The organism is Litorimonas sp., from assembly GCA_029936425.1.
In the GTDB taxonomy this organism is placed as follows: domain Bacteria; phylum Pseudomonadota; class Alphaproteobacteria; order Caulobacterales; family Maricaulaceae; genus Litorimonas.
In genome coordinates this window covers 14,075-40,161 of the sequence record JAPYSU010000016.1, presented here as the reverse complement: position 1 = coordinate 40,161, position 26,087 = coordinate 14,075, and the positions used below count along the sequence as shown (strand labels likewise).

Sequence of the window (26,087 nt, the reverse complement as noted above, 5' to 3'; positions counted from 1 at the left end):
ATGGCCTCTTCTGCTTATGAAGAGGCACTGCAAGGCTGGGTCATCAGCGATGGGCGGCGCGGCATTGAAAATCAGGCTCTAGGCTTGGCCGAAGCCTCGGCGCGGCTGCGTCCCTTCTCCTTTACAAAACACGTTCTAACTCCGGGCATGGCCTTCAAGGCGGCCACGCCGCTCATGCAATTTGCACTTAAAAACCGCCCGGCGGATTACGGCCTTCCCCGCGAAACACCTGATTTGGTAATAGGATGTGGACGACAGGCGATTGCCGCCCTGCTCGCCATCAAAAGAACCATTCCCACCTGTTTCACGGTCTATATACAGGATCCGAAGATTGATCCGGATCGCTTTGATCTGGTCATCGCACCGCAGCACGATAATTTGTCCGGACGCAATGTCGAAACCATGATCGGGTCGCCTAATCGCGTGACTCGCGATGAAATTATAAAAGAAACTCTGGCTTTCGAAACGCAATTAAACCGTTTTTCGATGCCGAGGGCCGCCCTGCTTATCGGCGGGCCGAGCAAGCGCTTTCAGTTCACTCAAGCCGATCATCAGAATCACATCAGCGCCGCCAATGATCTTCTCAGCAAAGGCTACAGCCTCTTAATCACAACGTCCCGCCGCACACCGGATTGGGTTCAAAAAGACTATTCCGACTTAGCCAAGGGCAATGACAAGATTTGGCTCCATACGGGAGAAGGCGAAAACCCCTATTTTGCCTTCCTTGGCGGAGCTGAAATCATTTTAGTCACAGAGGAAAGCACAAATATGCTGACCGAAGCAGCCGCCACCGGCAAAGCTGTGTTCACCCTGCCCCTTTCCGGAGATGCCGGAAAGTTTAAACAGCTGCACGAGGCTTTGACAGATAAATGCCATCTTCATCCTTACAGCGGCGATCCGACAGCTCCAGATTATCCTCCTCTCGACGAAACAGCTCGATTGGCAGAGAAACTATGGGCGCACTATGACCGCCGTGATGCCGTATTGAACTAGGCAGGAGCCGGGTTGTTCAGCCTCAATCCGGACAGAACTGACCTTCGGCATCGCTCTCTTTTGTCACCCAGGCCATCGCATTTCGGAGCAGTTTTTGATGAGCGTGACTGTCGAAACTCGCAATATTATGGCCGAGGGCGGAATAGACCATGCGGCCCTGTCCGGGGCATTTCGCCCAAATGATAGGATGGTCCGAAGCCTCCGGCCCCATGCGTAAATCCGAAACCTCTCCATATACGTTATTGACCGGCGAATAACTGCTTTCATCCAATCCCGCCAGCACCGTGACTTGTCCTGTTACGGGGCCGTCAAAACTATACCATTCATCCGTCTGAGAAAATTCATCTTTCAATCCGGCCATTACGGGATGATCCCCAGCGAGCGTGACCACTGAAGCCTCTTGCATCTGCGGATCCATCGGATGGCTGATAAACACCGTTCCAATTAAGTCCTTATACCACGGCCAGTTTTCGCCGGAACTTCCGTCCCCGCCGCCGTGATGAATGAGCAGACCCCCACCGCCTTCGACAAATTCTTCCAGAGCCGACTTCTGAGCAGTGTTTAACACATCACCCGTCATTGAGTTCAAAACGATAGCCGAAAACTTTTTCAAATTAGTTTTGGAAAAAACGGCTGGATTTTCAGTCGTATAAATACCTGTGCCGTTCTGGTCGGACTCCCGCGCCCAGAAAGCCGTGGCGCCAGCGATTCCGCTATCATGCCGCCAATCGCGCGTGCCGGAAAAAACCAGAACAGAGTTTTCCTCTAAATATTCATAACTTCTTGGCCATGGCATCTCCTCCGCGGACGCTACCGGGATGTTTGAACACGCCATTAAAGACAAAGATAAAAAAGCGGTGGAAACGTGTAATATAGATTTCATTTTATGAAATTGGCAGAGCTTCGCTCAAACTGCAAGCAAGCTGATAAATTACACGCTTGGCTTCATGCCCCTCCTTACGGGAATTTATCCCCCGTAAATCGCTCGCTCCGCTTGCGAATCCGGCCATCCCCCCTTATTTATGTCTGGATATTTATTAGAGGCATTCTTATGAGCGACTCCGTTCACCACAAAGTCATGATTATCGGCTCCGGACCTGCCGGCTATACTGCCGCAGTTTACGCCGCGCGCGCGATGCTGGAACCCGGCATGGTCGCCGGACTTCAGCCCGGCGGGCAATTGACCATTACGACAGACGTCGAAAACTACCCCGGTTTTCCCGAGATAATGGGCCCCGAGCTAATGGACAAATTCAAGGAACACGCGCTGAAATTCGGCACAGCCTTTTACGAAGACACTATTACAACGGTTGATTTTTCAAAGCGCCCCTTTGTCATGAACGGCGATAGCGGTACTGTTTACACGGCCGACTCCGTTATCATCGCGACAGGCGCGCAGGCCAAATGGCTTGGCCTGCCTTCGGAAGATAAATTCCAGGGCTTCGGCGTCTCCGCCTGCGCCACATGCGACGGGTTTTTCTATCGCGGCAAGGAAGTTGTCGTTGTTGGCGGCGGCAACACAGCCGTCGAGGAGGCGCTGTTTTTGACCAATTTTGCGTCCAAAGTTACACTGGTTCATCGCCGGGACAGCCTCAGAGCTGAAAAGATCTTGCAGGAACGCCTTTTCAACAACGAAAAGGTCGAAATTCTCTGGGACACAACGCTTGAAGAAATTCTGGGCGATGAAGATCCTCTTGGCGTCACAGGTGTTAGATTGAAAAGCACAAAGGACGGCGAGGAACATACGCGCGACACTCACGGCGTCTTCATTGCCATTGGTCATAAACCTTCGACCACAATTTTTGAGGGTCATGTTGCGATGAACAGCGGCGGATATATAACGACCGCGCCGGACAGTACGGCCACGAATATTCCGGGCGTATTCGCCACGGGTGACGTCTCGGATGAAACATACCGACAAGCAGTGACAGCGGCAGGACTGGGCTGCATGGGCGCTCTCGAAGCAGAACGCTTCCTCGCCGAGCATCACGAAGCCGAACCGGTTCAGGAAGCGGCGGAATAGGTGCCGCACTCCCTCGATTGGGATAAGCTCAAAACATTTCACGCTGCGGCGGAGCATGGGTCACTGACGGCCGCCGCCGACGCTCTCAAAATCTCCCAGTCGGCGGTCTCTCGGCAAATCACGGCCCTGGAACAGGATCTCGAAGTTTCCCTGTTCCACCGTCATGCGCGCGGACTGACTCTGACCGAACAGGGGCATATTCTTTTCTACGCCTCCAGAGATATGGCCATGAAAGTGGCCATGGCCCAGTCGTCCCTTCGGGACAGTCGGGAAAAACCACAAGGCCTTTTGCGCGTCTCCACGCCTATTTCCCTCGGCTCCAATTGGCTGACCTCGGTTCTGCCGGAATTTATGGCGACCTACCCGGATATCGAAGTCCAGCTCATCCTCGAGGATAGTGAGCATGACCTCTCCGCCTTTGACGTTGACTGCGCGCTGCGGCCTTGGCCGACCACACAAGGCGATGTAATAGAAAGAAAACTGGGCCAGATCACGCAGAGCATTTATGCCAGCCACGCCTATCTCGCCGCGCACGGAGCGCCTTCATCAGCTGAGGATTTGGATAATCATAAAATCATTGCATTCGGCGAGCTGATTCCCAAAAATCTCAACAGCTCCAACTGGGTCTTGAGCGCCGGGGCCTCCACGCCGCGTAAACCCGTTCTAAGCGTCAATAATTTGCACGGCATCATGCGGGCCGCCGAAGCCGGTATCGGGCTTGCCGGCATACCGGATTACATGACCGTTTTATCCCGGCGGCTCGTCAAAGTTCTCCCGAGCGTTTCCGGCGAGCCGATTGACCTTTACTTTGTCTATCCGACACAATTGAGGGGCTCTGTCAGGGCAAAAGTTTTCCGGGAGTTTCTGCAACGCGTCACCAGAAGCTGGATTGCCTCGCCTCCGCGTCCTGTCAAAGCCTAGAACTAAGGGTTTAAGCGCTATTTTGTCCAGCTATGCTTAAAAGCATAGGTCCTTTGCGGCTCTGTGTGTTCTCTTGGCAGAATAAATCTTTATATACACTCAAGAAACACGGCAACGTCCTCCCCTTTTGTGTGCCCTGTTTTTACCGCATACAGTTCTCCCCGATTTGTATTGCGAAGACTTCACCGGGTTTTGAGTTTTTACTCAAACCCGGTTTTTTTTCGCCTTTTCTTAACTTTAACCCGTCACAAAGCGCGCGGGGAATGGTCTTCAGAATAGTAAGGTGGGGGTAGATATATGGGACAGGAAATCAGCAAAGAATCAGCTCGCCGGGATATGAGCCAACAAATTGCGCCTGAATTCCGGGATCTCATTCTTGATTACCTGTGCGAAAATCTGGACATTAGTGTTTCTGTTCTTGACCAAGACCTAAATTATCAGTTCATTTCTTCTCACACCTATGAACAATTAAAAATAGACCCCAAAGACCTGAAAGTCGGGGACCCCCTTTCAGCCTGTCACGACGCCATGTTTGCAAACGGCATGCTGACTCCTGAAATGTTAAGTAAGGATAATCTCTCTCCTGAAGCTCAAAAAGCCTCCAACGAAGCAAAAATTGGTATGAAGCGTAAGCTACTCCAAATGGGAGACGGAAGTACACATAGCTTTGTGCGCAAAAATCTACCCAATGGCTTTACGCTTTCTATGGCAGAAAACATTTCTGAATTTGTCGAAATGGATGAGATGTTTGAAGAGTCTTTAATGCTCGGCAAAGCCGGTTATTGGAAATACGACCTGAAAACCAAGACTTATCACCTGAGTGAATCTCTCAAACTTTATTTTGGTCCAGAAGGCGTCAAAAAAATCGATACCCACGGGATAGCCGCCATCATGTATCCCGAAGACAGAAAATATCTGAAAGAAATGATTAACAGCCTGTCCCAAGGCAAGAGCCAGGCCATGGCCAAAATCAGATCACTCACATATGATGGCCGCGTCCGTTGGAGTCACTCAACCGCCAAATTGGTTAGAGACCCTTCTGGCCGCCCCCTCTCTATCTGGGCTTTCGTTCGGGATGTGCATCATGAGCATAAACAGGAAAAAGCGCTTGAAGAGGCCAAGGATAATGCCATTGCCGCAAGCAAAGCAAAATCCGAATTTCTTGCCAATATGAGTCACGAAATCCGGACGCCTATGAACGGCATTTTGGGGATGGCAGAGTTGCTCGGCAGCACAAAAATAGACACTCGCCAGAAAGAATTTGTCGATGTCATTAATAATAGTGCCTCCGCACTCCTGACGATTATTAACGACATTCTCGATTTCTCCAAAATTGAAGCCGGCGCCTTGGAACTTGATCCGATTCCATTCGACCTTAAGTCAGCGATTAGTGATGTGACATCGCTTCTTGTGGCCAAAGCTCAAGAAAAAGGCCTCGAACTCGTTATCAACTATCCGGCCGTCATGCCCTCCAGGTTCATTGGCGACGGAGGCCGTCTGAGACAGGTTGTTACCAATCTGGTTGGAAATGCGATCAAATTCACGAAGGAAGGCCACATAACAGTGACAGTTGCGGTTTCCGAAGCCCGCGACGGCGTGAGTTGTATTCGCATTGACGTCTCCGACACAGGTATCGGTATTCCGGCGGACAAATTAAATCATATCTTTGACAAATTCACTCAGGCCGATGGATCGACCACACGAGTTTACGGCGGCACAGGCCTCGGCCTTGCGATTACAAAAAGTATTATAGAGATGATGGATGGACGAATTTCCGTTACATCGGAAATTGGACACGGATCACAGTTCTCACTTCAATTCCCTCTCCCGCTAGACCCAAATGCTCAAGTTACCAAATATGACGTCTCATCCTTAAAAGGTAAAAAGGCCCTTATTGTCGATGATATCGCGGTAAATAGGCAGGTTCTGAAAGAGCAGTTAGAAAGCTGGGGGGTTACGTCCGACAGCGCCGCGGATGGGGTCGAAGGTTTGAAAACGTTGAAAAAGGCCCAAGAGCTAAACGAGCCTTATGACTTCGTCCTGTTGGATTATCTCATGCCGGGTTTGAACGGACAGGAATGGGCAGAAATGGTTCATAACAACAAGGCCGTTAACGCACCGCCGACCATCATGCTCTCCTCTTGCGATCAATCTGTCTCGACGAGTGAGTTGAATAAAATCGGAATTACAAATTACCTTATAAAGCCGGTACGGGAAAAACGCCTACATGAAGCGATAGTCGAAGCTGTCAGTTCATTCAATTCGGCAAAAGCTGGTGCTTTGGAGATTGAAGACGCTTCCCCTGAAGAAAATAACGATATTGAGTCCGTTTTGGAGGCTGAACTTCAATCAGCTCTTGAAGCCGAAAGCAGTTCTGTAAATCCTGAAAATCAGTTGACATCTGAGCAGATGAAAACATCGGAAGATAAATCTGATACAGATGATATTTCATCAATCCTGCCTGAAACGTCAAACACCAAGTCTGAAGATGACGCTTCGCAGCAAAATGACCCGTCAAGCGAAAACAATTCTTCCAATGGTAAAACGCGAATTCTTGTTGCAGAAGACTTTCCTCTGAATCAGGATGTTGTGCGGCTGATGTTGTCCGATTCACGTTTCGAGCCTGTATTTACGAATAACGGCAAAGAAGGCCTTGACCGCTACATGGCTGAAAATGGGAATTTTCCAGTTATTTTAATGGATGTCTCCATGCCCGTCATGGACGGATATGAAGCGGCTCGCCAAATCAATAAGTATGAACAAACCAACGGATTACCCCATACGCCGATCATTGCGCTCACGGGGCACGCTCTTAAAAATGACCGTCAGGATTGTCTGGATGCCGGAATGGACGATTACCTAACCAAGCCGGTCAAACAATCCGAGTTACTGGAAAAATTGGAATATTATAGCTCAGGCGGCGAAACCAAGGCCATTGCTGTGTAAGCAGACGGGTCTTCTGCTCCGATATCAAACTCATTAAATTAAAGCGCCTGACAAAATTGATCCAGTCTGGCGCAGGCGTCTTCTAATAGTTTAGGGTCTGCTGCATATGACAAGCGGACAAAGCCGGGCGCATGAAACGCAGAGCCCGGCACAAGCGCCACGCCAGTTTCTCCCAATAAAGATTTGGTAAAATCGCTGTCCGTTTCAATCTTGTCTCTCAGAACCTCACGGCAGTCAAAGAAGGCATAAAACGCTCCTTCCGGCTCCCGGCAACTCAAGCCTTTGGCGGAATTTATTGCGTTCACGACATTTTTCCGTCGGGTGTTATAGGCCGCCCTCGCCTCGGAAATAAAATCCTGCGGCCCGTTCAATGCCGCTACAGCCGCCCATTGAGAAATCGAAGCAGGGTTGGAGGTCGTCTGCCCCATATATTTGGCCATGGCTTTGATAAGCCAATCTGGCCCGCCTGCATATCCAATGCGCCATCCTGTCATGGCATAGGCTTTGGACACCCCATTCATTGTTAGGACGCGATGTTTCAAATCAGGCGCAACCGAGGCCAAAGTCGCAAATTCGAAACCATCATAAATGAGGTGTTCATATATATCATCGCTGAGAACGAGAATTTCGGGATAGCGCCGCAAAACCTCAGCCAGCGCGGCTAGATCCTCACGGCTATAGGCGGACCCAGTCGGATTGGACGGGGAGTTGAGCATCAGCCATTTCGTCTTTGGCGTTATGGCCGCTTCCAATGCTTCTGCGCTCAATCGAAAGCCTGTGTCCACACCACAGGAAACAATGATCGGCGTCGCCCCCAGCAGGCTCACCATCCCAGGATAGGAGACCCAGCAAGGCGCCGGAATAATAACCTCGTCGCCCGGGTTCAAAGTCACTGCCAAGGCATTAAATATAACAGGCTTGCCGCCCGGAGAGACGTTAATCTCAGATGGCGAGTAGGTCAGGCCATTTTCGCGTTTGAACTTTTCAATAATAGCGTCTTTTAATTCAGGCACTCCGTCCACAGCCGTGTAACGGGTTTTACCATCTCGAATGGCTTTAACAGCCGCCTCTCCAATATGCTGCGGCGTATCGAAATCCGACTCCCCGGCGGATAATCCGATAACGTCCCGACCCTTGGCTTTTAATTCGCGCGCCAATTGCGTCATCGCCATGGTAGCAGAGGGCGCGATAGAGAGAATGGATTTGGAGAGCAATTTTTCGGACACGGTGCAGGAGCCTTTTTCGGGTTCACAATGACCCTAAACCTAATTACGGGGTCAGGCTATGGAGGATATAGCATGACTCTAAAAGAATTTCTGGTGCTTTTCATGATCTGCACGGTCTGGGGATTGCATTTTATTGTCATTAAACTGGCCGTAGGGGAATCCATTCCGCCTGTTTTTTACGCTGCTACCCGGGTGACGCTGGTGACTCTACTTACACTTCCCTGGCTTCGCTGGCACAAAGGGCAAATGCTCTGGTTGATTCTCGGCGGGCTGGGATTTGCGGGGTTCAATTATCTATTCATATTTCAGGGTCTGGAAATGACCACGGCGGCGGCCGGGGCTGTCACGATAGAGCTCTATGTCCCGTTTTCTATTCTATTATCGGTTATATTCTTCAAAGAAAAAGTCGGTCTTTGGCGGTCACTCGGCGTCATTATGGCATTTTGCGGAGTCGTTATTGTTGCCACAGCGAAACCCGGAGAAGCTGCCGGGCCGTTATACTTCTTGGGTATTATATTTTTGATGTGCGCGGCGCTGAGCGAAGCGATTGGCGCTCTGATCGTCAAAAGACTTAAAAATATTGCCCCGTTGGAGCTGCTAAGCTGGTTTACTCTGGTGGGCGCCTGTCTACTCTGGCCGGCCAGCTTTATAATTGAAGACAATCAATTCCGGGTTTTCTCGGCTGACATTCGCTGGAATTTTGCAGCCGCCGTGCTTTATTCCGCTCTCCTGGCTTCGATTCTCGCGCATGGCAGTTATTATTGGCTCCTCAAGCGCCTGCCTCTTCATATTGTCGCGCCGTCAGGGCTGATGATGACGGTTATAACAGTTGCAGGGGCGGCGCTCATTTTGAAAGAACCTTTAACTCCGCGGCTTATTGGCGGAGCGATATTAACTTTGTCAGGCATAGGAGTTATTCTCTTTCGCAACAAACAAAGAGCGGATGACACAGAAATCCTTTGATAAATGGCTTTGAGGCCACGGTTCTGAACAAGATTTAACCCGTTCTCCGGCTTACACTGCCCTCACCCCCTTGGCTCGCCCCTGGCTTGCCCTTATGGCTAAGGTCAAGGGGCTCCGGCATCGGACGTAGAATTGAGGATTTCAGCGCGGGTGAATCACTCCATCACATATGACGCGCGGCGATGGGGCGGAAGTTTCTCGCCCTATCACGATGACGATGCGATCAGCAATTTTATCGATGATGATGGCTCGCGTCTTACCTCCATCATTGTCACTGTCCTGGCTGTCCATTTTGCTTTGTTCTTTATGCTCTCTCCGCATTTCATTATGCCTGAGCTGAAACCTGAAGAGCCGGAAGTTCTCCCGGTCCAGATCGTCGCCTTTGATCCCGCGCCGCAACCCGAACCAGAACCGGCCCCTGACCCCGAAGTCATACAGCCCGCCATTCCAGCCCCGGCGGTCGCGCCCCGGCCTAAGCCACGCCCCGCCCCAACGCCTCCGCCGCCCGACCCGGAACCAGAGCCGGAACCTGTCATAACGCCCCCGCCTCCACAGCCTGAGCCTGAGCCTGAGCCTGAGCCCGAACCTGAACCTGAACCGGAGCCAATCCCGGAACCGGAAGTTGAACCTGAACCACAAATCACCCCTCCGCCCCCAGACATTATCTCGGAGCCTGTGGTGGAACCGGAACCCGAGGTTATTCCCGAGCCTGAACCCCTGCCCGTTCCTGAACCCGAGCCGGAGCCTGAACCTGAGCCGCCCGTTATTGAACCGGAACCCGAGCCCATAATTGAGCCTGAGCCAGTGATCGAACCGGAAGCTGAGCCGATTACGGAAACTGAGCCAGATATGACGCCCGAGCCCGAGCCTGAAGTTGAGCCGGAACCTGAGCCCATCATAGAGCCCGAGCCAGCGACCGAACCGGAATCTGAGCTAGAACCTGAACCCTTTCAGACGCCTGAACCCGTGGATGAGCCCGCCGCACCCGGCGCAGTTGTCGAAGAGCCTTTGGAAGAGCTACCGCCGGTCGAAACCCTTCCGCCGGTTGAGACAGAGCCTTTAACGGAGCCCTCTGAAACGCCTCCGACTGTGCAAACGCCAGAAACACCGGACAGCATTGATCCGCCGGATGTCAGCGAACCCGCGCCAAGCAATCCGGATATTATTTCAACAGCGCCCACTATTCTGGCGTCACCGGACGCGCCCTCAAATCAGAGCGAAGCCGATAGAGCCGTTCCGCAATCTCAATCCGATCCTTTAGGGGATTTATTGAGACGCCCTGTCGGCCTGCCGCCCTCCACCCCCGGCGCCGGAGGGCCAACCGTTTCCGGCCCGAAAGCAGGCGGGGGAAACGAAGCGGTCCCCGGCGGCGGAACAAGACGCGGCAACTCCCGCGGAGCAGATGGATGGACACTGACGCCAAGTACCAGTCCCGGCGCAGGCTATGACGGACTTAATATGGACATAAGGTGCCGGGAGGCTAATCGTACGCATGAAAATTGCCCTGAATATCTCAAGAAGTTTCAAGGACGCGACGCTAGCGGATGGGAAAGCTTTAACGGCAGAGCCGGCACAGGCACGGATAGAGGTCAGCGTCAGCAGGCACCCGCATCGCGGCGCTCTCTCGGCCTTCCTATCGGGGACAATTCCGTAAATGCAGGCGGTCCGTCTTCCACAATATTCACGGATGCACCGGAAGTCAGCTTTGATCGGGAATTTCTGAATAAGCCCATCATCATTGAGGAAGACCCCGGCCGGTTACGAGATCTGTTGAAACAGCCTGATGACAGGCCGGAACTGCCGGACTGGATGCAACCTGAAACGCTTCCGGAGCCGGAACCAGACCCTGACCCTGACCCTTAATTTCCAACGGTTCTGGGGCGCTACAGGTTTGTTTCAACCTGGGTTTTAAGTCTTTCAAGGGCTGCGTCGAGATTATCCGCAATTTCCTGCTTCATCATAAGCCCTTTAAGCCGCCCAATATACGGAAAGCCAGGCTGCGGTAACTCTCTTTTGGAAAGCACAGTGACAATTCCGGGTTCCGTTTTTAGAATGGCGTGTGTTGTGCTGGAAACTTGTCCATTGACCGAAACTTGTATTTGTACAAATTCCGGCGCTGACTCCTGCATTATTTCCCGACTTCCTACTTCATAGCCTTTGGGACCATTCTGCCAGGCCTGTGTTTGCCCCATGCCGGACTCTGCCCCGCCTGTCAGGATAGGGACTTGGCCTAACCGGTCATCCAATGCGGCCCAGCTCTTATAGGATTTCAGGTCATTCAATAGAGGAAAGACATCATCAGGATAAGCGTTGATAATTGTGGAGCGCTCAATTTCTAAAGTCGCCGGCAAGAAATAACCTACCGCGCAAGCCGCAAGAAAAAGGCTGAAAATGCCAAATACAATTCCGAGAAAAAGTTTCACAACACTCCTTTTATACGGCGCGACTCTAGGTGAGACTGATTTCATAATCCAGCCCGCATAACTTATCAGATCGCCCCAGGCACCGTCCTTGCAGGCAGCCATTTAGAGGCCCATACTCGACCTAAGCAAACAGGAGCTTAAGCATGTTGTTTTATATCCAACACTTATTTGCCCAGATCGGCCCGAACGGCACAAAGATGGAAGATGTCGCAACCTTTGCCTCAAGAGGCCTTGATCTTCTGGGCTCTCTCTTTTTGTTCGTCATTGGCGTGCTGGTAATTGCCGGCATTATCCTGTTCATTATCGACGTAAACCAAACCTCAAATGCGGTGCACAGGAATTATCCTGTCATCGGAAGATTTCGGAATTTATTTTCCAGACTGGGAGAATTTTTCCGGCAATATTTCTTTTCTCAAGACCGCGAGGAAATGCCGTTTAACCGCGCCGAAAGAGAGTGGGTCTATGAAGTCTGCGAAGAAGGAAAGGATGTCGTTCCGTTCGGGTCTACCAAAGTCCTTTCCCCGGGAACGCCTATCTTTGCCAATGGACTTTTTCCGCGCCTGGAAGAGGAACACGAAACGCTCCCGGCTTTCATAATTGGCCCGCAAACACCGCACCCTTACGCCCCCAAAAGCTTTTTCAACATCTCAGCCATGAGCTATGGCAGCTTATCCAAACCCGCTATTCAGGCTCTGTCCCACGGCGCCAGCATGGCCGGATGCTGGCTAAATACAGGTGAAGGCGGCGTTTCCCCGTTCCATTTGGAGGGGGAATGCGACATTATCTATCAACTTGGAACAGCCAAATTTGGGGCGCGCAATGAAGACGGCACGCTCAACGAAGAAAAACTACGCAAGATTTGCGAAAACCATCATATTCGTATGGTCGAAATCAAATTGTCACAAGGGGCAAAGCCCGGAAAAGGCGGCATATTACCGGCAGACAAAGTCACGAAAGAAATTGCCGAAATACGGGGCATTCCTGAAGGCAAAGCAGCGATCTCGCCTAATCGTCATGTGGATGCTTCCAATCCCGAAGAATTGCTGGATTTGATTGATCAGGTCAGACGCGTTTCCGAGAGACCGACGGGCCTTAAAATGTGTATCGGCAATCCTGCCCCTATTCTCGAATTTCTTGAAGCTATTCAAAAACGCGGCAAGGAAAGTGCCCCGGATTACATTGTCGTGGACGGCGGGGATGGCGGCACGGGCGCGGCCCCGCTCCCCCTGATTGATAATACGGGGCTGACAGTACGGGAATCCCTTCCGTTGATGGATGATCTTCTTCGCGAGCATGGCCTTCGAGACCGCGTCGCTTTGGTTGCCAGTGGCAAGCTCATAACGTCAGCCGATGTCGCCTGGGCCTTTTGCGCCGGCGCTGACCTCGTCAATGCCGCGCGGGGATTCATGTTTTCACTGGGCTGTATCCAGGCCTTAAAATGCGATCAGAACACCTGCCCAACAGGCGTAACAACCCATAATAAACGGCTTCAACGCGGACTTAATCCGTCCAACAAAGCCGTTCGGGTTAAAAACTATGTCCAGAATATACAAAAAGAAGTCGAAATGATTGCTCATGCCTGCGGCGTTGAAGGGCCACGTGAATTACAACGAGAGCACCTCATGGTCATACAATCTTCCGGCCGTAGTAAACCCTTCAATCAAGTCTGGGACAGGTCGCGCTATAACTAAGCTTGTTGGTCAAATTATTGTGAACCCCTTTTTCTCCTATAAATATAACCCATATTGGACGCATAGATTAACGAGAATGAGAGAGACACAAGATGGCAGATGAACAAGACTACACCCCGCCAAAAGTCTGGAAATGGGACAAAGAATCCGGCGGAAAATTCGCAAATATCAATCGCCCTATTGCCGGACCGACCCATGACAAAACTCTGGAAATTGGGAAGCACCCTTTTCAACTTTATTCTCTCGCAACACCCAACGGCCAAAAAGTGACCATTATGCTCGAAGAGCTTCTCGCCGCCGGTCACACAGAAGCCGAATATGATGCCTGGCTGATAGATATCGGTGAAGGCGATCAATTCGGAAGCGGTTTTGTCGAGATCAACCCCAACTCCAAAATACCGGCCTTGATGGATCACAGCGTCTCCCCGCCTCAGAGGCTGTTCGAATCCGGCTCTATCCTTCTATATCTGGCAGAAAAATTTGACGCCTTCCTGCCCAAAGACGCCTCCGCCAGAACCGAAGCGCTCTCCTGGCTTTTCTGGCAAATGGGCAGCGCGCCCTATCTTGGCGGCGGTTTCGGACATTTCTACAGCTACGCCCCGGTCAAAATCGAATACGCCATTGATAGATTTTCGATGGAAGCCAAACGTCAACTGGATGTCTTAAACCGCCGTCTGGCCGATAATGAATATCTGGCCGGTGACGAGTATTCCATTGCGGATATGGCGGTCTGGCCTTGGTATGGCGGCGTCGTGACCGGAAACGTCTATGACGCCGAAGAATTTTTGCAAACTCACGAATATGAGCACGTTCTGCGTTGGGCCAAACAGATTGCAAAACGCGAGGCCGTTCAACGCGGCCGCCGCGTCAACCGCACCTGGGGCGAGGAAGACCAGCAGTTAAGAGAACGCCACAGTGCGTCTGATCTGGATTGATTAACCTCCAATCCAATAAAAAAGGCGGCCAAAAGAGCCGCCTTTTTCTTTTTATGTTATGTATTCAAGCCTTACTCATCATCCGGGATAGTCGCCATGGCTTCTTCGGTCATGGCAAAACTGTGAAAGACCGTTGAGACATCGTCGACATCTTCGAGGGCGTCATTCAGGCGCATAACTGCCGCGGCCTGCTCCGGATTGTCGATTTCGTTCTGCGCTTTCCAGATCAAGTTGACGGATTTGGCCTCACCGAATTTCTTTTCCAGTTCGCCCGCGACAGGACCAAGATCATCGCGCGCCGTCCAGATCGTGTGGACGGGTTCATATTCATCCCACTGATCATCGGCCTCTTCATCTGTTTCGACGTCTTCGGCGCCCGCCTCAATCGCCGCTTCCATCATCTCGTCTTCACTCGTGACGGCGAGCGGATATTCAATTTTGCCCATCTGATCGAACATGAAGGTTACGGATCCGGTTTCGCCCAAAGCGCCACCGTTTTTGGAAAAGGCCGTGCGAACTTCCATCGCGGCGCGGTTTTTATTGTCCGTGCTGGCTTCAACCACAAATCCGATGCCGCCGGGGCCAAAGCCCTCATAACGGATTTCTTCATAATCCGCTCCGTCGCCGCCGACGCCTTTGCTGACCGCGCGCTGGATATTATCCTTCGGCATGGACTGACCCTTGGCGTTGGCAATTGCCAAACGAAGGCGCGGATTCATGTCCGGATCTTCGCCGCCCATTTTCGCCGCGATCGTGATGTCTTTTGAAAGTTTTGAGAAAAGTTTGGAGCGGAGTTTATCCTGACGGCCCTTACGGTGCTGGATATTGGCCCATTTGGAATGACCTGCCATGGCGAGTCCCTTTGAAATAAAGCGAAAATTTGTGGCGTTCTAAGGGATTGCCGGAAGCGGAGCAAGAGCGTTAAACGGTCAAGCCCGCCTCCTATGTGATGAAATTTTCCGCGACATGCCCTACTCTGCATCAATTTTTATCTGCGCCGCCGCTAAATCAGAGTAGCCGCTTCTAAAATCTCCCTCTGCCCGCCCCTGTCTTTAGATTGAAACTAATTCCTGTTATAGGATTTGTCTGACTATATGTTTTAACCTTGTCGGATCGCATCTTGGCCCAACCAGAGACTGTCAAAAGCAGATTGATCGCCATCTCCAACCGGACCGCTTTTGGAACAAAATCCAAAGCCGGGGGACTGGCCGTGGCCGTTTGGGACGCGTTAAAATCCTCCCAGGGAGTGTGGATGGGATGGAGCGGCAAGATTTACGACTTTCCAAGCACGCGATTTTCCGAGACCGAACAGGACGGCGTTGACTTTGCATTGTGCAATTACACCAAAACGGAATATGAGGATTTTTATCTCGGCTATTCCAACAGCGTTTTATGGCCTGTCTTTCATGGCCGTGTCGATCTCGCCAAATTTGACGATAAAAACTTCAAAACCTATGTCGAAATAAATAAACGTTTCGCCGAAAACACGGTGAATATGGCCGACACAAATGACATCATCTGGGTGCATGATTATCATTTTCTCTTGGTCGCGAAATTTCTGAGAGATATGGAATCGACTCTGTCCTGCGGCTTTTTTCTCCATATACCTTTTCCGAGTCCTGACGCCTTCCGGTCCATTCCGGATCATAAATTGTTAATCGAAGGTCTCATTTCCTATGACGTTATCGGGCTTCAGGGTAAGCGGGACGTCGCGAACCTGAAAATGTATCTGGAGCGGGAAATGGACGCCACGCCCATGAGTGATACGGTTCTCAAGGTCGGCGAGCGAGAAGTAAAAATTCTTCACTGCCCGATCGGCATTGATGTAAAATCGTTTGAGGAGACTTCGACCGGAGAAGCGGCAGAAGAAGCGCGGGATCGATTATCAAAATTCCAGCGCAACCGAAGTCTTGTCCTCGGCGTGGACCGCATGGATTATTCCAAAGGCCTGCCTCAGCGCTTTGAAGGCATGGCGAAATTCTTTGATGACTATCCCGGCCAGCACGGTAAAGTTTCCTTCACCCAGGTCGCACCGCCATCCCGGGAGATGGTCGATGAGTATATGCATCTAAGAGAGAAACTCGACGCTCTTGCCGGGCGTATCAACGGGGATTATGGCGATCTTGACTGGATTCCCATTCGCTATTTGGCGCGGGGATATGCTCGCGAAGAGGTGGCAGGCCTTTACCGTCTGGCGGAGGTTTGCCTAGTAACCCCTTTGCAGGACGGCATGAATTTGGTGGCCAAGGAGTTTATCGCCGCGCAGGATCCGCAAGATCCGGGCGTTTTGGTCCTTTCGCAATTTGCGGGGGCTGCCGAGCAGATGAAAGATGCTCTGCTGGTCAATCCACACAGTCCGAGCGAGATTTCCAATGCTGTTGCAAAAGCTCTTGCTATGCCCTTGATCGAACGAAAAAAACGTTGGCAATCTCTTCATGAGGGAATTTGCTCCGAAGACATTTCATGGTGGCGCGAGCGCTTCCTGACGGCTCTCAAAACCGTTTCCGTTAATTAATTGGATCCAGTTTTGTCGTCATACCCCGCGCCCCTTTCTTTAAAAGATGCCTTATTCCTCGACTTTGACGGAACGCTTGCCCCCATTCAGGAGGAAGCGGATAAGGTCACTTTGCCCGAAGGCGGCGCAGAAATAATTTTGGGCCTGTCGCAAAAACTGGGCGGCGCGGTCGCCTTGATTTCCGGTCGGGATTTGCGCGACTTATCGGAACGCGTTCCGAGCGAGGTTTGGCGGTTTGGCAATCACGGCCTATTTTCTGCCGGGCCCAAAGAAGCGGCAATGGCCCCGACCTCCTTTTTGCCTGATGACTTTATGAACGGCCTCAAGGCTTTGACGGAGCCGCTCACAGGCGTAGAAGTCGAGGCCAAGGGGCCGGTTGTCGCCCTTCATTACCGAAAAGCACCAAAGGCCGAGGCCACTTTGAGAGAGAAGCTTGCTCCGCTAACGCAAAACTATCCAGATTATAGTCTGCAGGAGGGGAAATGCATTTTCGAAATCAAACCGAAAGGCGCCAATAAGGGCGAATGCCTGGTCAAAACCATGACCCTATCCCCGTTTAAGGGGCGCCGCCCGGTCATGATAGGCGATGACACGACCGATGAAGACGCGTTCAAGGTGGTAAATGAACTCGGCGGAATGTCGATAAAAGTCGGGAAGGAAGACACCTTCGCGCAATATCGCCTGCCGGATGTGGCCGCCGTCTATATATATTTGAAAGAGTTTCATGACGCAGAAAAATAAAACAGAACAAGGTCTGGATCTGGGCATTGTCGGCAACGGCACGGTCGCCGGACTGATAGACAGACGCGGAGCCTATCGCTGGCTCTGCCTGCCGCGTCTGGACGGAGAGCCCGTCTTTAACAGCCTCATGAATGGCGGCGGCACGTTCGGCGTCTGGATGGAAGGTCTGGAGAAACACAGCCAGAGTTACGAGAAAAACACGGCAATTCTCCGTACGCGGCTCGAAGCGAAAGACGGCAGCATATTGGAAATTGTCGATTTTTCGCCGCGCTTTGACAAAAACGGACGCACTTTCCGTCCCGCCGCCGTCGTGCGGCAGTTCCATGTCATTGCGGGCGAGCCCAAAATTGCGATCACACTATCTGTCGAGGCTGAATGGGGGAAAACAAAGATCAAGCCCAAGCGCGGCGTCAATCATATCCGATATGAGTCCGAGGACACCCGTTTTCGTATTACCACAGACGCGCCCGTTTCTTATGTCATGAACGGGACGCAATTCCTGCTCGATAATGACGTGACCTTTATCCTCAACGCCGACGAAGCTCTGGCCGATAGCGTCCATGCTCTGGCAGATGACTGGTATCGCCGCACGGCGAGCTATTGGTATCGCTGGTCGCGCAGCCTGGCCATCCCGATTGAATGGCAGGACGCCGTTATTCGCGCAGCCATCACGCTCAAGCTCTGCGTATTCGAGGAGACCGGCGGCATTGTTGCCGCGCTGACAACCTCTATCCCGGAACATTCCGGGTCGCAGCGTAATTGGGACTATCGTTATTGCTGGATTCGGGACGCCTATTTCTCGGTGACAGCCCTGAACCGCTTGTCCGAGATGGAAACGCTCGAGCATTATATGCGCTGGGTCCGCAATATCGTCTCGCATTCCAAGGGCGGCCACATTCAGCCCGTTTACGGCATCAGCCTGGAAGAAAAACTCACCGAGACCATTGCCGAGGCTTTGCCCGGTTATAGCAATATGGGCCCGGTGCGCGTCGGGAATCAGGCAGCAGAACACATTCAGCATGATGTTTACGGCCAGATTGTGCTCGGCGTCGCGCAGAGCTTTTTCGACAAACGCCTCTTAAACAATCCCGGCCTTGCCGAGTTCAAAGCACTCGAGCCTGTGGGCGAACGCGCCTATGCCATGCACGATCAACCCGATGCGGGTATCTGGGAGTTTCGGACCATTGCGCAGGTTCACACCTCTTCCGCCATTATGTGCTGGGCAGCGTGTGACCGGCTTTCCCGAATCGCCGCGCATCTTGGGCAGACTGACCGCAAAACCTATTGGGAAGAACGCGCGGGCCTGATCCACCAGAAAATTCTCGCTGAAGCCTGGAATGAAGAGCGCAACGCCTTCACCGCCGCTTTCGGCGGAGAGGCTCTGGATGCCTCTGTCCTGCTCATGGCTGAAATCGGATTTATCTCTGCGCAAGATCCGCGATATGTCGGCACGGTCGAAGCCATAGAGGCGGAACTCCGCGAAGGCGATCACATTTACCGCTATAAAGTCGAGGATGACTTCGGTCGGCCTGAGACCGCCTTCACCGCCTGTACCTTCTGGTATATCGACGCGCTATCGCGCATTGGCCGCAAGGACGAAGCCCGCCGCCTGTTCGAGAACATCCTCTCCACACGCAACCATCTCGGCCTTCTTTCTGAGGATGTGGACACAGAGACCGGAGAGCTCTGGGGCAATTTCCCGCAAACCTACTGTATGGTCGGGATAATTAATTCCGCCGCCTTGTTGAGCCGGAAGTGGACAGAAACAATCTAGATACCCCTGTCGGTCGAAGGGAACAAATAAAGACGCGGGGCTTTGCAAGTCGTGAAAGATAAATTTCCTCCGCCGTCTAAACTTTGAGAGCCCATTATTATGACCTCATTCAAATCTGTTATCTTTGCCGGAACCCTATTCTTAGCGTCTGCTCTCTGCACGACAGTAGCGGCTCAGGAGACATCCACTCCCCCTGTCACCGGAATAAATCTGGAATCTATAGACTATGCCTATCCGAGCCAGAGCTTGGAACTGGACGGGACGGATGACGCGGGGCGGCCGCTCGTCATGTCATATCAGGATGTCGCCCCCACCGCAGAGGCCAGCGGGCGTACAATTGTTCTCTTGCACGGTAAAAACTTCACAGGTGATTATTGGGGCCAGACGGCGCGCGACCTTGCGGCGTCGGGCCACCATGTCATTATCCCTGATCATATCGGATGGGGTAAAAGCAGCAAACCGATGGGGCCGTTTAGTTTCCAGCGCCTCGGCTCGCAAACTTTGGAATTAATGGATCATCTTGGCGTTGAGAAAGCCACGATTCTGGGCCATTCCACAGGCGGCGTTTTGGCAACCCGAATGGCGCTAAGCTACCCGGAACGCGTAGAGACGCTCATATTGCTTAATCCGCTGGGACTTGAGGATTACCAAGCGCTCACCCCCTACCGCACCGTCGAAGAGTGGGAAGCGCGCAATCTCGATATGACGCGGGGCAAGATGAAATCCTATATGCGCGAGAGCTATTATGACGGGAAATGGTCAGAGAAATTTGACCGGAGCCTGGACATCTTTGCCGCACCCCTCAAAAGTCCGGACTACCCCCGCCTCGCCCGCATTAGCGCTCTGCAATATGATATGATTTACACCCAGCCCGTGGTGCAGGATTTGGATAAACTCGAAATGCCAACACTCCTCTTGATTGGCACGCGCGATCGCTCTGCCTTGAATAAGGACTTGGTGAGCGAGACGGAGCGTCAGGAACTAGGCCGTTACGACCGCCTCGGCAAACAGGCGGCAGCGCGGATTCCAAACTCGAAACTGGTGGAGTTTCCGGGCATTGGTCATCTCCCGCATTTGGAAGATTATGAAGCATTTATCGCTGCACTTCAGAGTTATTTAAACGAGTCGTAAAAGGTTCTCTTTAAACGCCTCTTGTGCCAAAGAATTAATAATAAATATGTTTTTTCATCTGGCCGCCATCGAACAGCTCGTGGCAGATATTTATAAATTCGGTTCTTTTATCGAGGGCTAAAGGACGCTTTATCTTGTTCGTCATAGCGACAAGCCAGGGCTTTTGAACTTTATCTTTTATCATCGGCACAACCATCCCGTCCCCTAGAGGCGTGAGACCAATGGCAGGGCGAAGAATGCGTAAGGAGATAGCGTCCGTTCGGCCGACAACGGACTGAGCGCCGGTGCTGATATTACTATACATATATATGGCGGGCTCCAGACCGACTTTTTGATACATCCCTGAAAACAAGGTCATCGCCGGCCCGTCCTGAATGAAGATGTGAGGATAATTGGCGAGGTCAGAGAGCTTTACAGGCTTACCGGTATCAAGGTCGTGACCTTTACGCATCATCGCGCAGGCTTGTGGACGGCAGAGCACATGTGCCTGATACCTCTTGTCTTTAACCTCCTCCAAAGTGAAGGTCAGAAGCACATCGACCTCAGCCTTTTCAAGCGTTTCAAACTGCGTTTCCATCCAGACTGTTTTAACCGAAATATTCACATCGGGATGCGCCTGGTTCATCAACTCAATGGCGCGCGGAACGAGAGACCAAGTCAGTCCCTCCTGGCAACCAATAATGAGATTGCCCCGGAGCTTTCTTTTCGACGTGATGAAAAGCGATTCAATATCTTCGACATCGCTTATTAAATGTGTTGTCCGCTCAAGCAGGCGGTAGCCGTCATTTGTCAGCGAGACGCCTTCGGAGGGCCGTCTCACGAAAAGCGTCGCATTTAATCCCGATTCCAATTTCTCTATTGAATGGCGAATAGAGGTTGGAGAAATTCGGATTTTCTCCGCAGCGTCTTTAATGCTCCCAGTCTCGGCGGTCGCTATAAAATGCCGGATATGGTCAAATTTGAGCATTGCTCATAAATACATATTTTAGTGGAAGTAACAATAATAAATATATTTGTATCTCGTCCTTAAAGCCGCGAAAGTGAACCATAAAATGAAATTATAATTTCGGGGAAATTTATATGCGTGCTTTTTTCACTACAAATGTGTCTGCCGTTTCACTCATCGCAGCAGCCGCCTTGGTGCCTGCCAGTGCCTACGCGCAATCGGCCAGCGTCCTGACGGACGAAATCATCGTCACGGCGACTAAAAAAGCCGACGGAGAAAATGTTCAGGAAACGTCCGTGGCGATTACGGCTTTCGGAGAAGATCAACTTGACGCCCTGCAAGTCCGGGACATTTCCGGTCTGAGCTTCAAGATGCCCAATGTGGCGCTTGATGATATTGCCACAGCCAAAGGCACGGCTAACTTCTCCATTCGGGGCCTTGGCGTGAATTCATCAATTCCTTCGATTGACCCGGCTGTGGGCGTATTCGTGGACGGCGTTTATCTCGGCATTAATGCCGGCGTTGTTCTGGATACGTTCGACCTGCAATCCATTGAAACGCTGCGCGGCCCACAAGGCGTCTTATTTGGCCGCAATGTCACGGGCGGCGCTGTTCTAATCAACACAGGCGACCCAACAGAAGAATTTTCGTTCAAAGGAAAGCTTGCGGCTGAATCCGGCCTGCGCGGAACGGGCGCGAACTACTTTGCCTCCGGCACAATGTCGGGCGCCGTTGTCGAAGACCTTCTTTCCGTAAAACTCGGCGTTTATCATAACAATGACAAAGGCTGGTTTGAAAACTCCTTCAACGGCGAAAATCACGGGGAATCCGAGACGACCCTTATTCGGACAGGCGCCAAATTTACGCCCGGCAACAATTTCGAATTGCTCTTGAAATATGAAATGGGCGACACCAAAGGCGACGGCCCTGCAAGTCAAAGCCATACAAATGGGTCCGGCATTGACGGCCAAGTGGTAAATTTTGATCGTGAAACTTTCAACTTCTCGATTGATGAAGAAGGCTCGAACGATGCCGAATGGGATCAGTTCAGCGCCCGGGCGGATTTGGATGTCGGATTTGGCAATGGCACGATTACAAATATCTTCGGATATCGGAGCTACACTCAGTTCGGACGAAGCGATATTGACGCCTCTCCTGGCTATTTCTTCCACGCAAATTTTGCGACCGACCAGGAACAGTTCTCTAACGAAATTCGCTATAATGGCCGTTTCCTGGACGACAGGCTCGATTTCACAACAGGGCTTTTTACTTTACACAGGACCTTTTCTATGGCGAGCAGCGTGACCTTCTCGGCATTGCGACAGGCGGCGTAAGGCCCGCCTTGACCCAAGATGGCGGCGGATTTCAGGACTCTGAAACGTTCGGTGTTTTCGCCGCGGGTGAATATGATGTCACAGACAAATTTAGTGTGAACGCCGGCATCCGCTATTCAGATGAACGAAAGGACGTTCAAATCGCGTCCCTCGTGGCAAACGTCAACTCTCCCTGTATTGTTGTGCCGGGCGATACGCGTTCTTCCAGAGAATGTGACTTCGACTTCAACGATACATTTGAAACCTCCAACTGGTCTCCTAAAGTCGGCTTTGGATATGAGGTGAATGAAGATTTCCGTGTTTACGGCCATTGGTCTCGATCTTTCCGGGCGGGCGGATATAATTTCCGCAACACGGCGGCTGACACAGTCAATTTTGGCCCGGGTCCTTTCCAAGACGAGCAAATCGATTCTTTTGAACTTGGTTTTAAATCAGAGCCCATTTTGGGCGCGAGATTTAACGGCGCGGCCTTCTTTAATAAAGCCAAGGACCTTCAGCGCGAGATCAATCTGTCGGATCCGACAACAGGCGTTGTACAGGTTATTCGTAACGTTGCCGATGCTGACATTCGCGGTTTCGAATTAGAAGCCACTTATCCGGTCACGGACAATCTCGTTTTAACAGGTTCGGTCGGCTATACGGACGGTGATTATACATCTGTTATTTTTGACTTAAACAGCGACGGCGTCATCAACGAAGCAGATGAAGATTTGGATTTGGCCCGCTTGGCCCCTTGGACAGCCAATGCCGGATTTATTTATTCTAAAACCATTCCGGCTTTGGGTGAGACCACTCTGAATGTGAATTATGCGCATAGAGACGCCGCCGCTTACACGGATAGCAATTTGGGCGTCTTGAACCCCGCTGACCGCGTCGATGGTAGCCTGACATTCGGACTGGGCAGCGACAATGTCTCCTTCACAATTTACGGGAAGAACCTCACCAATGATGTGCAGCACGGCAATGACACGCAGCTTCCGGCTGCGCTTGGCGGCGTTCCGCTCGGCGGCACATTCGCGCCGCTTAGCCGCGGTCGTCAGGTCGGGATCGAGCTAAACTTCGATTACTAGAGACTCTCGGGTCAAAAGCTAATTCCTCCTAGCTTGACTCTAAAAGGTAGCGTTTATCGCTACCTTTTTTTATGGCTTATCTATAAACCCCAAATAGGTTTCAGCTCTATTCGCACAGACCCTTCAATATCGTCGCCGCATTTTTGAAAGAATGCAGGCGCGCCTGATGATCATGGATCATACCCGTAACAATAATTTCATCAGGTTTATGCCTATCGATTAATTGGCGGAGCTGAGCCTCGACTGTCTCTGGCGAACCTACGGCAGAACAGGACATGGCGTGCTCGATTTGCGCTTTCATCTCCGCCGGAATTTGCGCGTCGATATCGCGGCTGGGTTTAGGGAGTTTGCCGGGGTTTCCGGAACGCAGCCGGGCGAAGGCGAGTTTCTGAGATGAGCGAAGATAGTCTGCTTCCTCATCCGTGTCGGCCACGCAGACTCCGGCGGCGAGCATGAAATGCGGCTTGTCCAGATATTCCGACGGCTGGAAGGTCTCGCGGTAAATCTGCAAGGCCTGCTCGAGCATGGCCGGAGCAAAATGCGAGGCAAAAGCATAGGGCAATCCGAAATGGGCAGCGAGCTGCGCGCCGTATAGGCTGGAGCCGAGTATCCAGATGGGCACTTTTGTGCCTTCGCCCGGAATGGCCCGAACCTTTTGGCCGTCTTGAGCGTCTCCAAAATATTGCAGCAATTCCTGCACATCCTGCGGAAACCTGTCATTTGCTCCGGTATTTCGGCGAAGCGCTCGCGTCGTCGTCATATCCGTGCCGGGCGCGCGCCCCAAACCGAGGTCTATGCGATCCGGGAATAATGTTGCCAGCGTGCCGAACTGCTCTGCCACCATAAGCGGCGCGTGATTGGGCAACATGATTCCGCCTGCCCCAACCCGTATATTTTTGGTCGCATTTGCCACATGGCCGATCACGACGGAAGTCGCCGCGCTGGCAATGCCCGGCATATTGTGATGCTCGGCCAGCCAAAACCGGTGATAGCCTGACGCGTCCACTAACTGCGCCAGTTCAACAGTGTTGGACAACGCTTCAGCGGTTGTGTGGCCTTCGGGAACGGGGGAGAGATCAAGGAGGGAAAAATTTTTCATATGATTCATATGGGATGGACGCCGCCCTATTCAAAGGGCGCTTCCGCCATATCCTGGCCTGCGACCTATAGGTTAAATCACAGAAATTTCATTTCATCATAGGGTGAAACTCTTTAAGTTTGCGTCATGAAACCCACGCTCCGGCAACTTGAATATCTCGTCGCAATCGCAGAAACCGGATCTTTCAGCGCTGCGGCCAAACGCTGTTTTGTCAGTCAGCCGAGTCTCTCTGCGCAAATAAAAGATATGGAAGACCATCTCGCCATCACATTATTGGAGCGCGGTCGTCAGGGCGCGATGATGACGCCGGTTGGCGAGGAAGTGGTGCGGCGCGCGCGACTGATTTTACGTGAAACCGAAGAGTTGAAAGTCTTGGCACAGGAAGCGGATGGACGTTTGGCCGGGCGGGTACGCTTGGGCGTGCTGCCAACGATAGGGCCTTACCTCTTACCGAAGGCCACCCGCGAGCTTCACACGACCTATCCCGAATTGCGCCTCGCCGTACGGGAGGAACCGACGCAAGATCTCCAAGCGCGATTACAGGATGGCCGTTTCGATATTATTCTTTCCACGCCAGAGGATCACCCTGAAATGGAAAGCCTCCTGCTCGTGACAGAAAATATTTATATCTGTGTGCCCCCCGATGATAAACTCGCCAGCTCTCGCGGACCGATAAAACTCAAAGATTTGAAAGGCCGGGAATTGCTGACACTCGGAAACAGCCAGAAATTTTCCAACATTGTCGAAAGGCTGGCCAGCGAGGCTGGCGCTGCGACCAGTGAGGAATATCAGGGAACGAGTCTGGACGCCATTCGCCAAATGGCGTCTATGGGCAGCGGTATCGCGGTTCTGCCAAGTCTATACGCCATTTCAGAGGCCAAGCGCGATCCGCAATTAATTGTCCGGCGCATAGACCACCCTCTGGCTAAGCGTCAAATTAGCCTGACATGGCGTCCCTCCTCTCCGCTCTTTGAAAAATTTGAAAAAATCGGCGTAGTTTTTCGTCAGGTTGCCTGCCATTTGATGAGCCAGTCGGACAAAGTCGAAGCGCCTCAATTTAAAAGCCGAAATCAATGAGGTTCATACTTCCGATCCTCATATGGTTATCCCGTTCGGATCATTCCCTTTCCATAGTTTGAAGCTATGAATAAGATAATGAATTAGTATATTACCTATAATCCTGACGGCGCTATAGGCAATATGACTTGGAAACAGGTCAATTTTGTCCCCAAGTTTTGGGTCAGGCGAAACAGAGAAATGCACTCCCCCTCGTTGTGTATTTACCCCCTCATTCTGTTTCAGCTTGGCCCAATCATTTTGAAAGGCCTTTGACATGCAAAGAGACAGGTTGGCGAA

21 protein-coding genes are annotated in these 26,087 nt (G+C 51.8%); 15 read left to right on the top strand and 6 right to left on the bottom strand.

Translation table 11 applies throughout. The annotated features are described in order from the left end of the window. A complete protein-coding gene (locus ACN0IC_RS12105) occupies positions 1–993 on the top strand; it encodes a mitochondrial fission ELM1 family protein (protein ID WP_416879040.1) in 993 nt (330 codons plus the stop codon). Between the two features lie 22 nt (positions 994–1,015). Here ACN0IC_RS12105 and ACN0IC_RS12100 read toward each other — a convergent pair whose 3' ends face one another. Further along, positions 1,016–1,789 carry a ThuA domain-containing protein gene (locus ACN0IC_RS12100; RefSeq protein ID WP_416879039.1) on the bottom strand — a complete coding sequence of 258 codons (774 nt, stop codon included), beginning with the start codon at positions 1,787–1,789 and terminating at the stop codon, positions 1,016–1,018. Positions 1,790–2,044: 255 nt separating this feature from the next. Here ACN0IC_RS12100 and trxB point away from each other — a divergent pair, with 255 nt between their 5' ends. The 3 genes from trxB (at position 2,045) to ACN0IC_RS12085 (ending at position 6,883) form a co-directional block, all read left to right on the top strand. Beyond that, positions 2,045–3,016, top strand: coding sequence for a thioredoxin-disulfide reductase (gene trxB, locus ACN0IC_RS12095; RefSeq protein WP_416879038.1), 972 nt, complete (start codon positions 2,045–2,047; stop codon positions 3,014–3,016). Next, complete coding sequence (locus ACN0IC_RS12090) at positions 3,017–3,937, top strand: LysR family transcriptional regulator (protein WP_416879037.1); 921 nt, start codon at positions 3,017–3,019, stop codon at positions 3,935–3,937. A 297-nt stretch (positions 3,938–4,234) separates the two neighbouring features. Beyond that, positions 4,235–6,883, top strand: a complete 2,649-nt coding sequence (locus ACN0IC_RS12085; RefSeq protein WP_416879036.1) for a response regulator — start codon at positions 4,235–4,237, stop codon at positions 6,881–6,883. A gap of 38 nt (positions 6,884–6,921) precedes the next feature. Here ACN0IC_RS12085 and ACN0IC_RS12080 read toward each other — a convergent pair whose 3' ends face one another. Beyond that, positions 6,922–8,055, bottom strand: a complete 1,134-nt coding sequence (locus ACN0IC_RS12080) for a pyridoxal phosphate-dependent aminotransferase (protein WP_416879061.1) — start codon at positions 8,053–8,055, stop codon at positions 6,922–6,924. A gap of 126 nt (positions 8,056–8,181) precedes the next feature. On the opposite strand from ACN0IC_RS12080, the gene ACN0IC_RS12075 reads away from it, so the two are divergent. After that, entirely contained in the window at positions 8,182–9,072 is an 891-nt protein-coding gene (locus ACN0IC_RS12075; protein WP_416879035.1) for a DMT family transporter, read from the top strand. 150 nt (positions 9,073–9,222) lie between these two features. Continuing rightward, positions 9,223–10,935, top strand: coding sequence for a hypothetical protein (locus ACN0IC_RS12070; RefSeq protein ID WP_416879034.1), 1,713 nt, complete (start codon positions 9,223–9,225; stop codon positions 10,933–10,935). A gap of 20 nt (positions 10,936–10,955) precedes the next feature. Here ACN0IC_RS12070 and ACN0IC_RS12065 read toward each other — a convergent pair whose 3' ends face one another. Then, a complete protein-coding gene (locus tag ACN0IC_RS12065; protein ID WP_416879033.1) occupies positions 10,956–11,495 on the bottom strand; it encodes an SRPBCC family protein in 540 nt (179 codons plus the stop codon). Positions 11,496–11,692: 197 nt separating this feature from the next. Between ACN0IC_RS12065 and ACN0IC_RS12060 the strand changes: the two genes are divergently transcribed. Beyond that, the gene (locus ACN0IC_RS12060; protein WP_416879060.1) at positions 11,693–13,186 is read left to right on the top strand and encodes an FMN-binding glutamate synthase family protein; all 1,494 of its coding nucleotides are present in this window, start codon (positions 11,693–11,695) and stop codon (positions 13,184–13,186) included. 92 nt (positions 13,187–13,278) lie between these two features. Continuing rightward, on the top strand, positions 13,279–14,121 hold the full coding sequence (gene yghU, locus ACN0IC_RS12055) for a glutathione-dependent disulfide-bond oxidoreductase (protein WP_416879032.1): 843 nt from the start codon (positions 13,279–13,281) through the stop codon (positions 14,119–14,121). Positions 14,122–14,192: 71 nt separating this feature from the next. Here yghU and ACN0IC_RS12050 read toward each other — a convergent pair whose 3' ends face one another. Further along, a complete protein-coding gene (locus tag ACN0IC_RS12050; protein WP_416879031.1) occupies positions 14,193–14,972 on the bottom strand; it encodes a YebC/PmpR family DNA-binding transcriptional regulator in 780 nt (259 codons plus the stop codon). Between the two features lie 269 nt (positions 14,973–15,241). Between ACN0IC_RS12050 and ACN0IC_RS12045 the strand changes: the two genes are divergently transcribed. The 4 genes from ACN0IC_RS12045 to ACN0IC_RS12030 all read left to right on the top strand — a co-directional run bounded on the left by ACN0IC_RS12045 (position 15,242) and on the right by ACN0IC_RS12030 (position 20,282). Beyond that, on the top strand, positions 15,242–16,636 hold the full coding sequence (locus tag ACN0IC_RS12045) for an alpha,alpha-trehalose-phosphate synthase (UDP-forming) (protein WP_416879030.1): 1,395 nt from the start codon (positions 15,242–15,244) through the stop codon (positions 16,634–16,636). Positions 16,637–16,648: 12 nt separating this feature from the next. Continuing rightward, complete coding sequence (gene otsB, locus ACN0IC_RS12040) at positions 16,649–17,377, top strand: trehalose-phosphatase (protein WP_416879029.1); 729 nt, start codon at positions 16,649–16,651, stop codon at positions 17,375–17,377. Beyond that, a complete protein-coding gene (locus tag ACN0IC_RS12035) occupies positions 17,361–19,151 on the top strand; it encodes a glycoside hydrolase family 15 protein (RefSeq protein ID WP_416879028.1) in 1,791 nt (596 codons plus the stop codon). The genes otsB and ACN0IC_RS12035 overlap by 17 nt, the downstream gene beginning before the upstream one ends. Before the next feature lie 99 nt (positions 19,152–19,250). Continuing rightward, complete coding sequence (locus tag ACN0IC_RS12030; RefSeq protein WP_416879027.1) at positions 19,251–20,282, top strand: alpha/beta fold hydrolase; 1,032 nt, start codon at positions 19,251–19,253, stop codon at positions 20,280–20,282. Between the two features lie 34 nt (positions 20,283–20,316). On the opposite strand, the gene ACN0IC_RS12025 is transcribed toward ACN0IC_RS12030, so the two are convergent. Beyond that, positions 20,317–21,249 carry a LysR family transcriptional regulator gene (locus ACN0IC_RS12025; protein WP_416879026.1) on the bottom strand — a complete coding sequence of 311 codons (933 nt, stop codon included), beginning with the start codon at positions 21,247–21,249 and terminating at the stop codon, positions 20,317–20,319. Between the two features lie 113 nt (positions 21,250–21,362). Between ACN0IC_RS12025 and ACN0IC_RS12020 the strand changes: the two genes are divergently transcribed. Then, positions 21,363–22,562 carry a TonB-dependent receptor plug domain-containing protein gene (locus tag ACN0IC_RS12020; protein WP_416879025.1) on the top strand — a complete coding sequence of 400 codons (1,200 nt, stop codon included), beginning with the start codon at positions 21,363–21,365 and terminating at the stop codon, positions 22,560–22,562. A gap of 8 nt (positions 22,563–22,570) precedes the next feature. Then, positions 22,571–23,632 (top strand): TonB-dependent receptor domain-containing protein, encoded by a 1,062-nt coding sequence (locus tag ACN0IC_RS12015; RefSeq protein ID WP_416879024.1) that lies wholly within the window; start codon positions 22,571–22,573, stop codon positions 23,630–23,632. Between the two features lie 106 nt (positions 23,633–23,738). On the opposite strand, the gene ACN0IC_RS12010 is transcribed toward ACN0IC_RS12015, so the two are convergent. Further along, positions 23,739–24,731, bottom strand: a complete 993-nt coding sequence (locus tag ACN0IC_RS12010; RefSeq protein ID WP_416879023.1) for an LLM class flavin-dependent oxidoreductase — start codon at positions 24,729–24,731, stop codon at positions 23,739–23,741. A 126-nt stretch (positions 24,732–24,857) separates the two neighbouring features. On the opposite strand from ACN0IC_RS12010, the gene ACN0IC_RS12005 reads away from it, so the two are divergent. Next, positions 24,858–25,808 (top strand): LysR substrate-binding domain-containing protein, encoded by a 951-nt coding sequence (locus ACN0IC_RS12005; RefSeq protein ID WP_416879022.1) that lies wholly within the window; start codon positions 24,858–24,860, stop codon positions 25,806–25,808. The last annotated feature ends 279 nt before the right edge of the window (positions 25,809–26,087 follow it).

Bases quoted from the DNA above. Each gene is read 5' to 3' on its own strand.
- ACN0IC_RS12105 (WP_416879040.1), top strand. From the start codon at position 1: ATGGCCTCTTCTGCTTATGAAGAGGCACTGCAAGGCTGGGTCATCAGC.
- ACN0IC_RS12100 (WP_416879039.1), bottom strand. From the start codon at position 1,789: ATGCCATGGCCAAGAAGTTATGAATATTTAGAGGAAAACTCTGTTCTG.
- trxB (WP_416879038.1), top strand. From the start codon at position 2,045: ATGAGCGACTCCGTTCACCACAAAGTCATGATTATCGGCTCCGGACCT.
- ACN0IC_RS12085 (WP_416879036.1), top strand. From the start codon at position 4,235: ATGGGACAGGAAATCAGCAAAGAATCAGCTCGCCGGGATATGAGCCAA.
- ACN0IC_RS12080 (WP_416879061.1), bottom strand. From the start codon at position 8,055: ATGGCGATGACGCAATTGGCGCGCGAATTAAAAGCCAAGGGTCGGGAC.
- ACN0IC_RS12075 (WP_416879035.1), top strand. From the start codon at position 8,182: ATGACTCTAAAAGAATTTCTGGTGCTTTTCATGATCTGCACGGTCTGG.
- ACN0IC_RS12060 (WP_416879060.1), top strand. From the start codon at position 11,693: ATGGAAGATGTCGCAACCTTTGCCTCAAGAGGCCTTGATCTTCTGGGC.
- yghU (WP_416879032.1), top strand. From the start codon at position 13,279: ATGGCAGATGAACAAGACTACACCCCGCCAAAAGTCTGGAAATGGGAC.
- ACN0IC_RS12050 (WP_416879031.1), bottom strand. From the start codon at position 14,972: ATGGCAGGTCATTCCAAATGGGCCAATATCCAGCACCGTAAGGGCCGT.
- ACN0IC_RS12035 (WP_416879028.1), top strand. From the start codon at position 17,361: ATGACGCAGAAAAATAAAACAGAACAAGGTCTGGATCTGGGCATTGTC.
- ACN0IC_RS12030 (WP_416879027.1), top strand. From the start codon at position 19,251: ATGACCTCATTCAAATCTGTTATCTTTGCCGGAACCCTATTCTTAGCG.
- ACN0IC_RS12025 (WP_416879026.1), bottom strand. From the start codon at position 21,249: ATGCTCAAATTTGACCATATCCGGCATTTTATAGCGACCGCCGAGACT.
- ACN0IC_RS12020 (WP_416879025.1), top strand. From the start codon at position 21,363: ATGCGTGCTTTTTTCACTACAAATGTGTCTGCCGTTTCACTCATCGCA.
- ACN0IC_RS12010 (WP_416879023.1), bottom strand. From the start codon at position 24,731: ATGAAAAATTTTTCCCTCCTTGATCTCTCCCCCGTTCCCGAAGGCCAC.
- ACN0IC_RS12005 (WP_416879022.1), top strand. From the start codon at position 24,858: ATGAAACCCACGCTCCGGCAACTTGAATATCTCGTCGCAATCGCAGAA.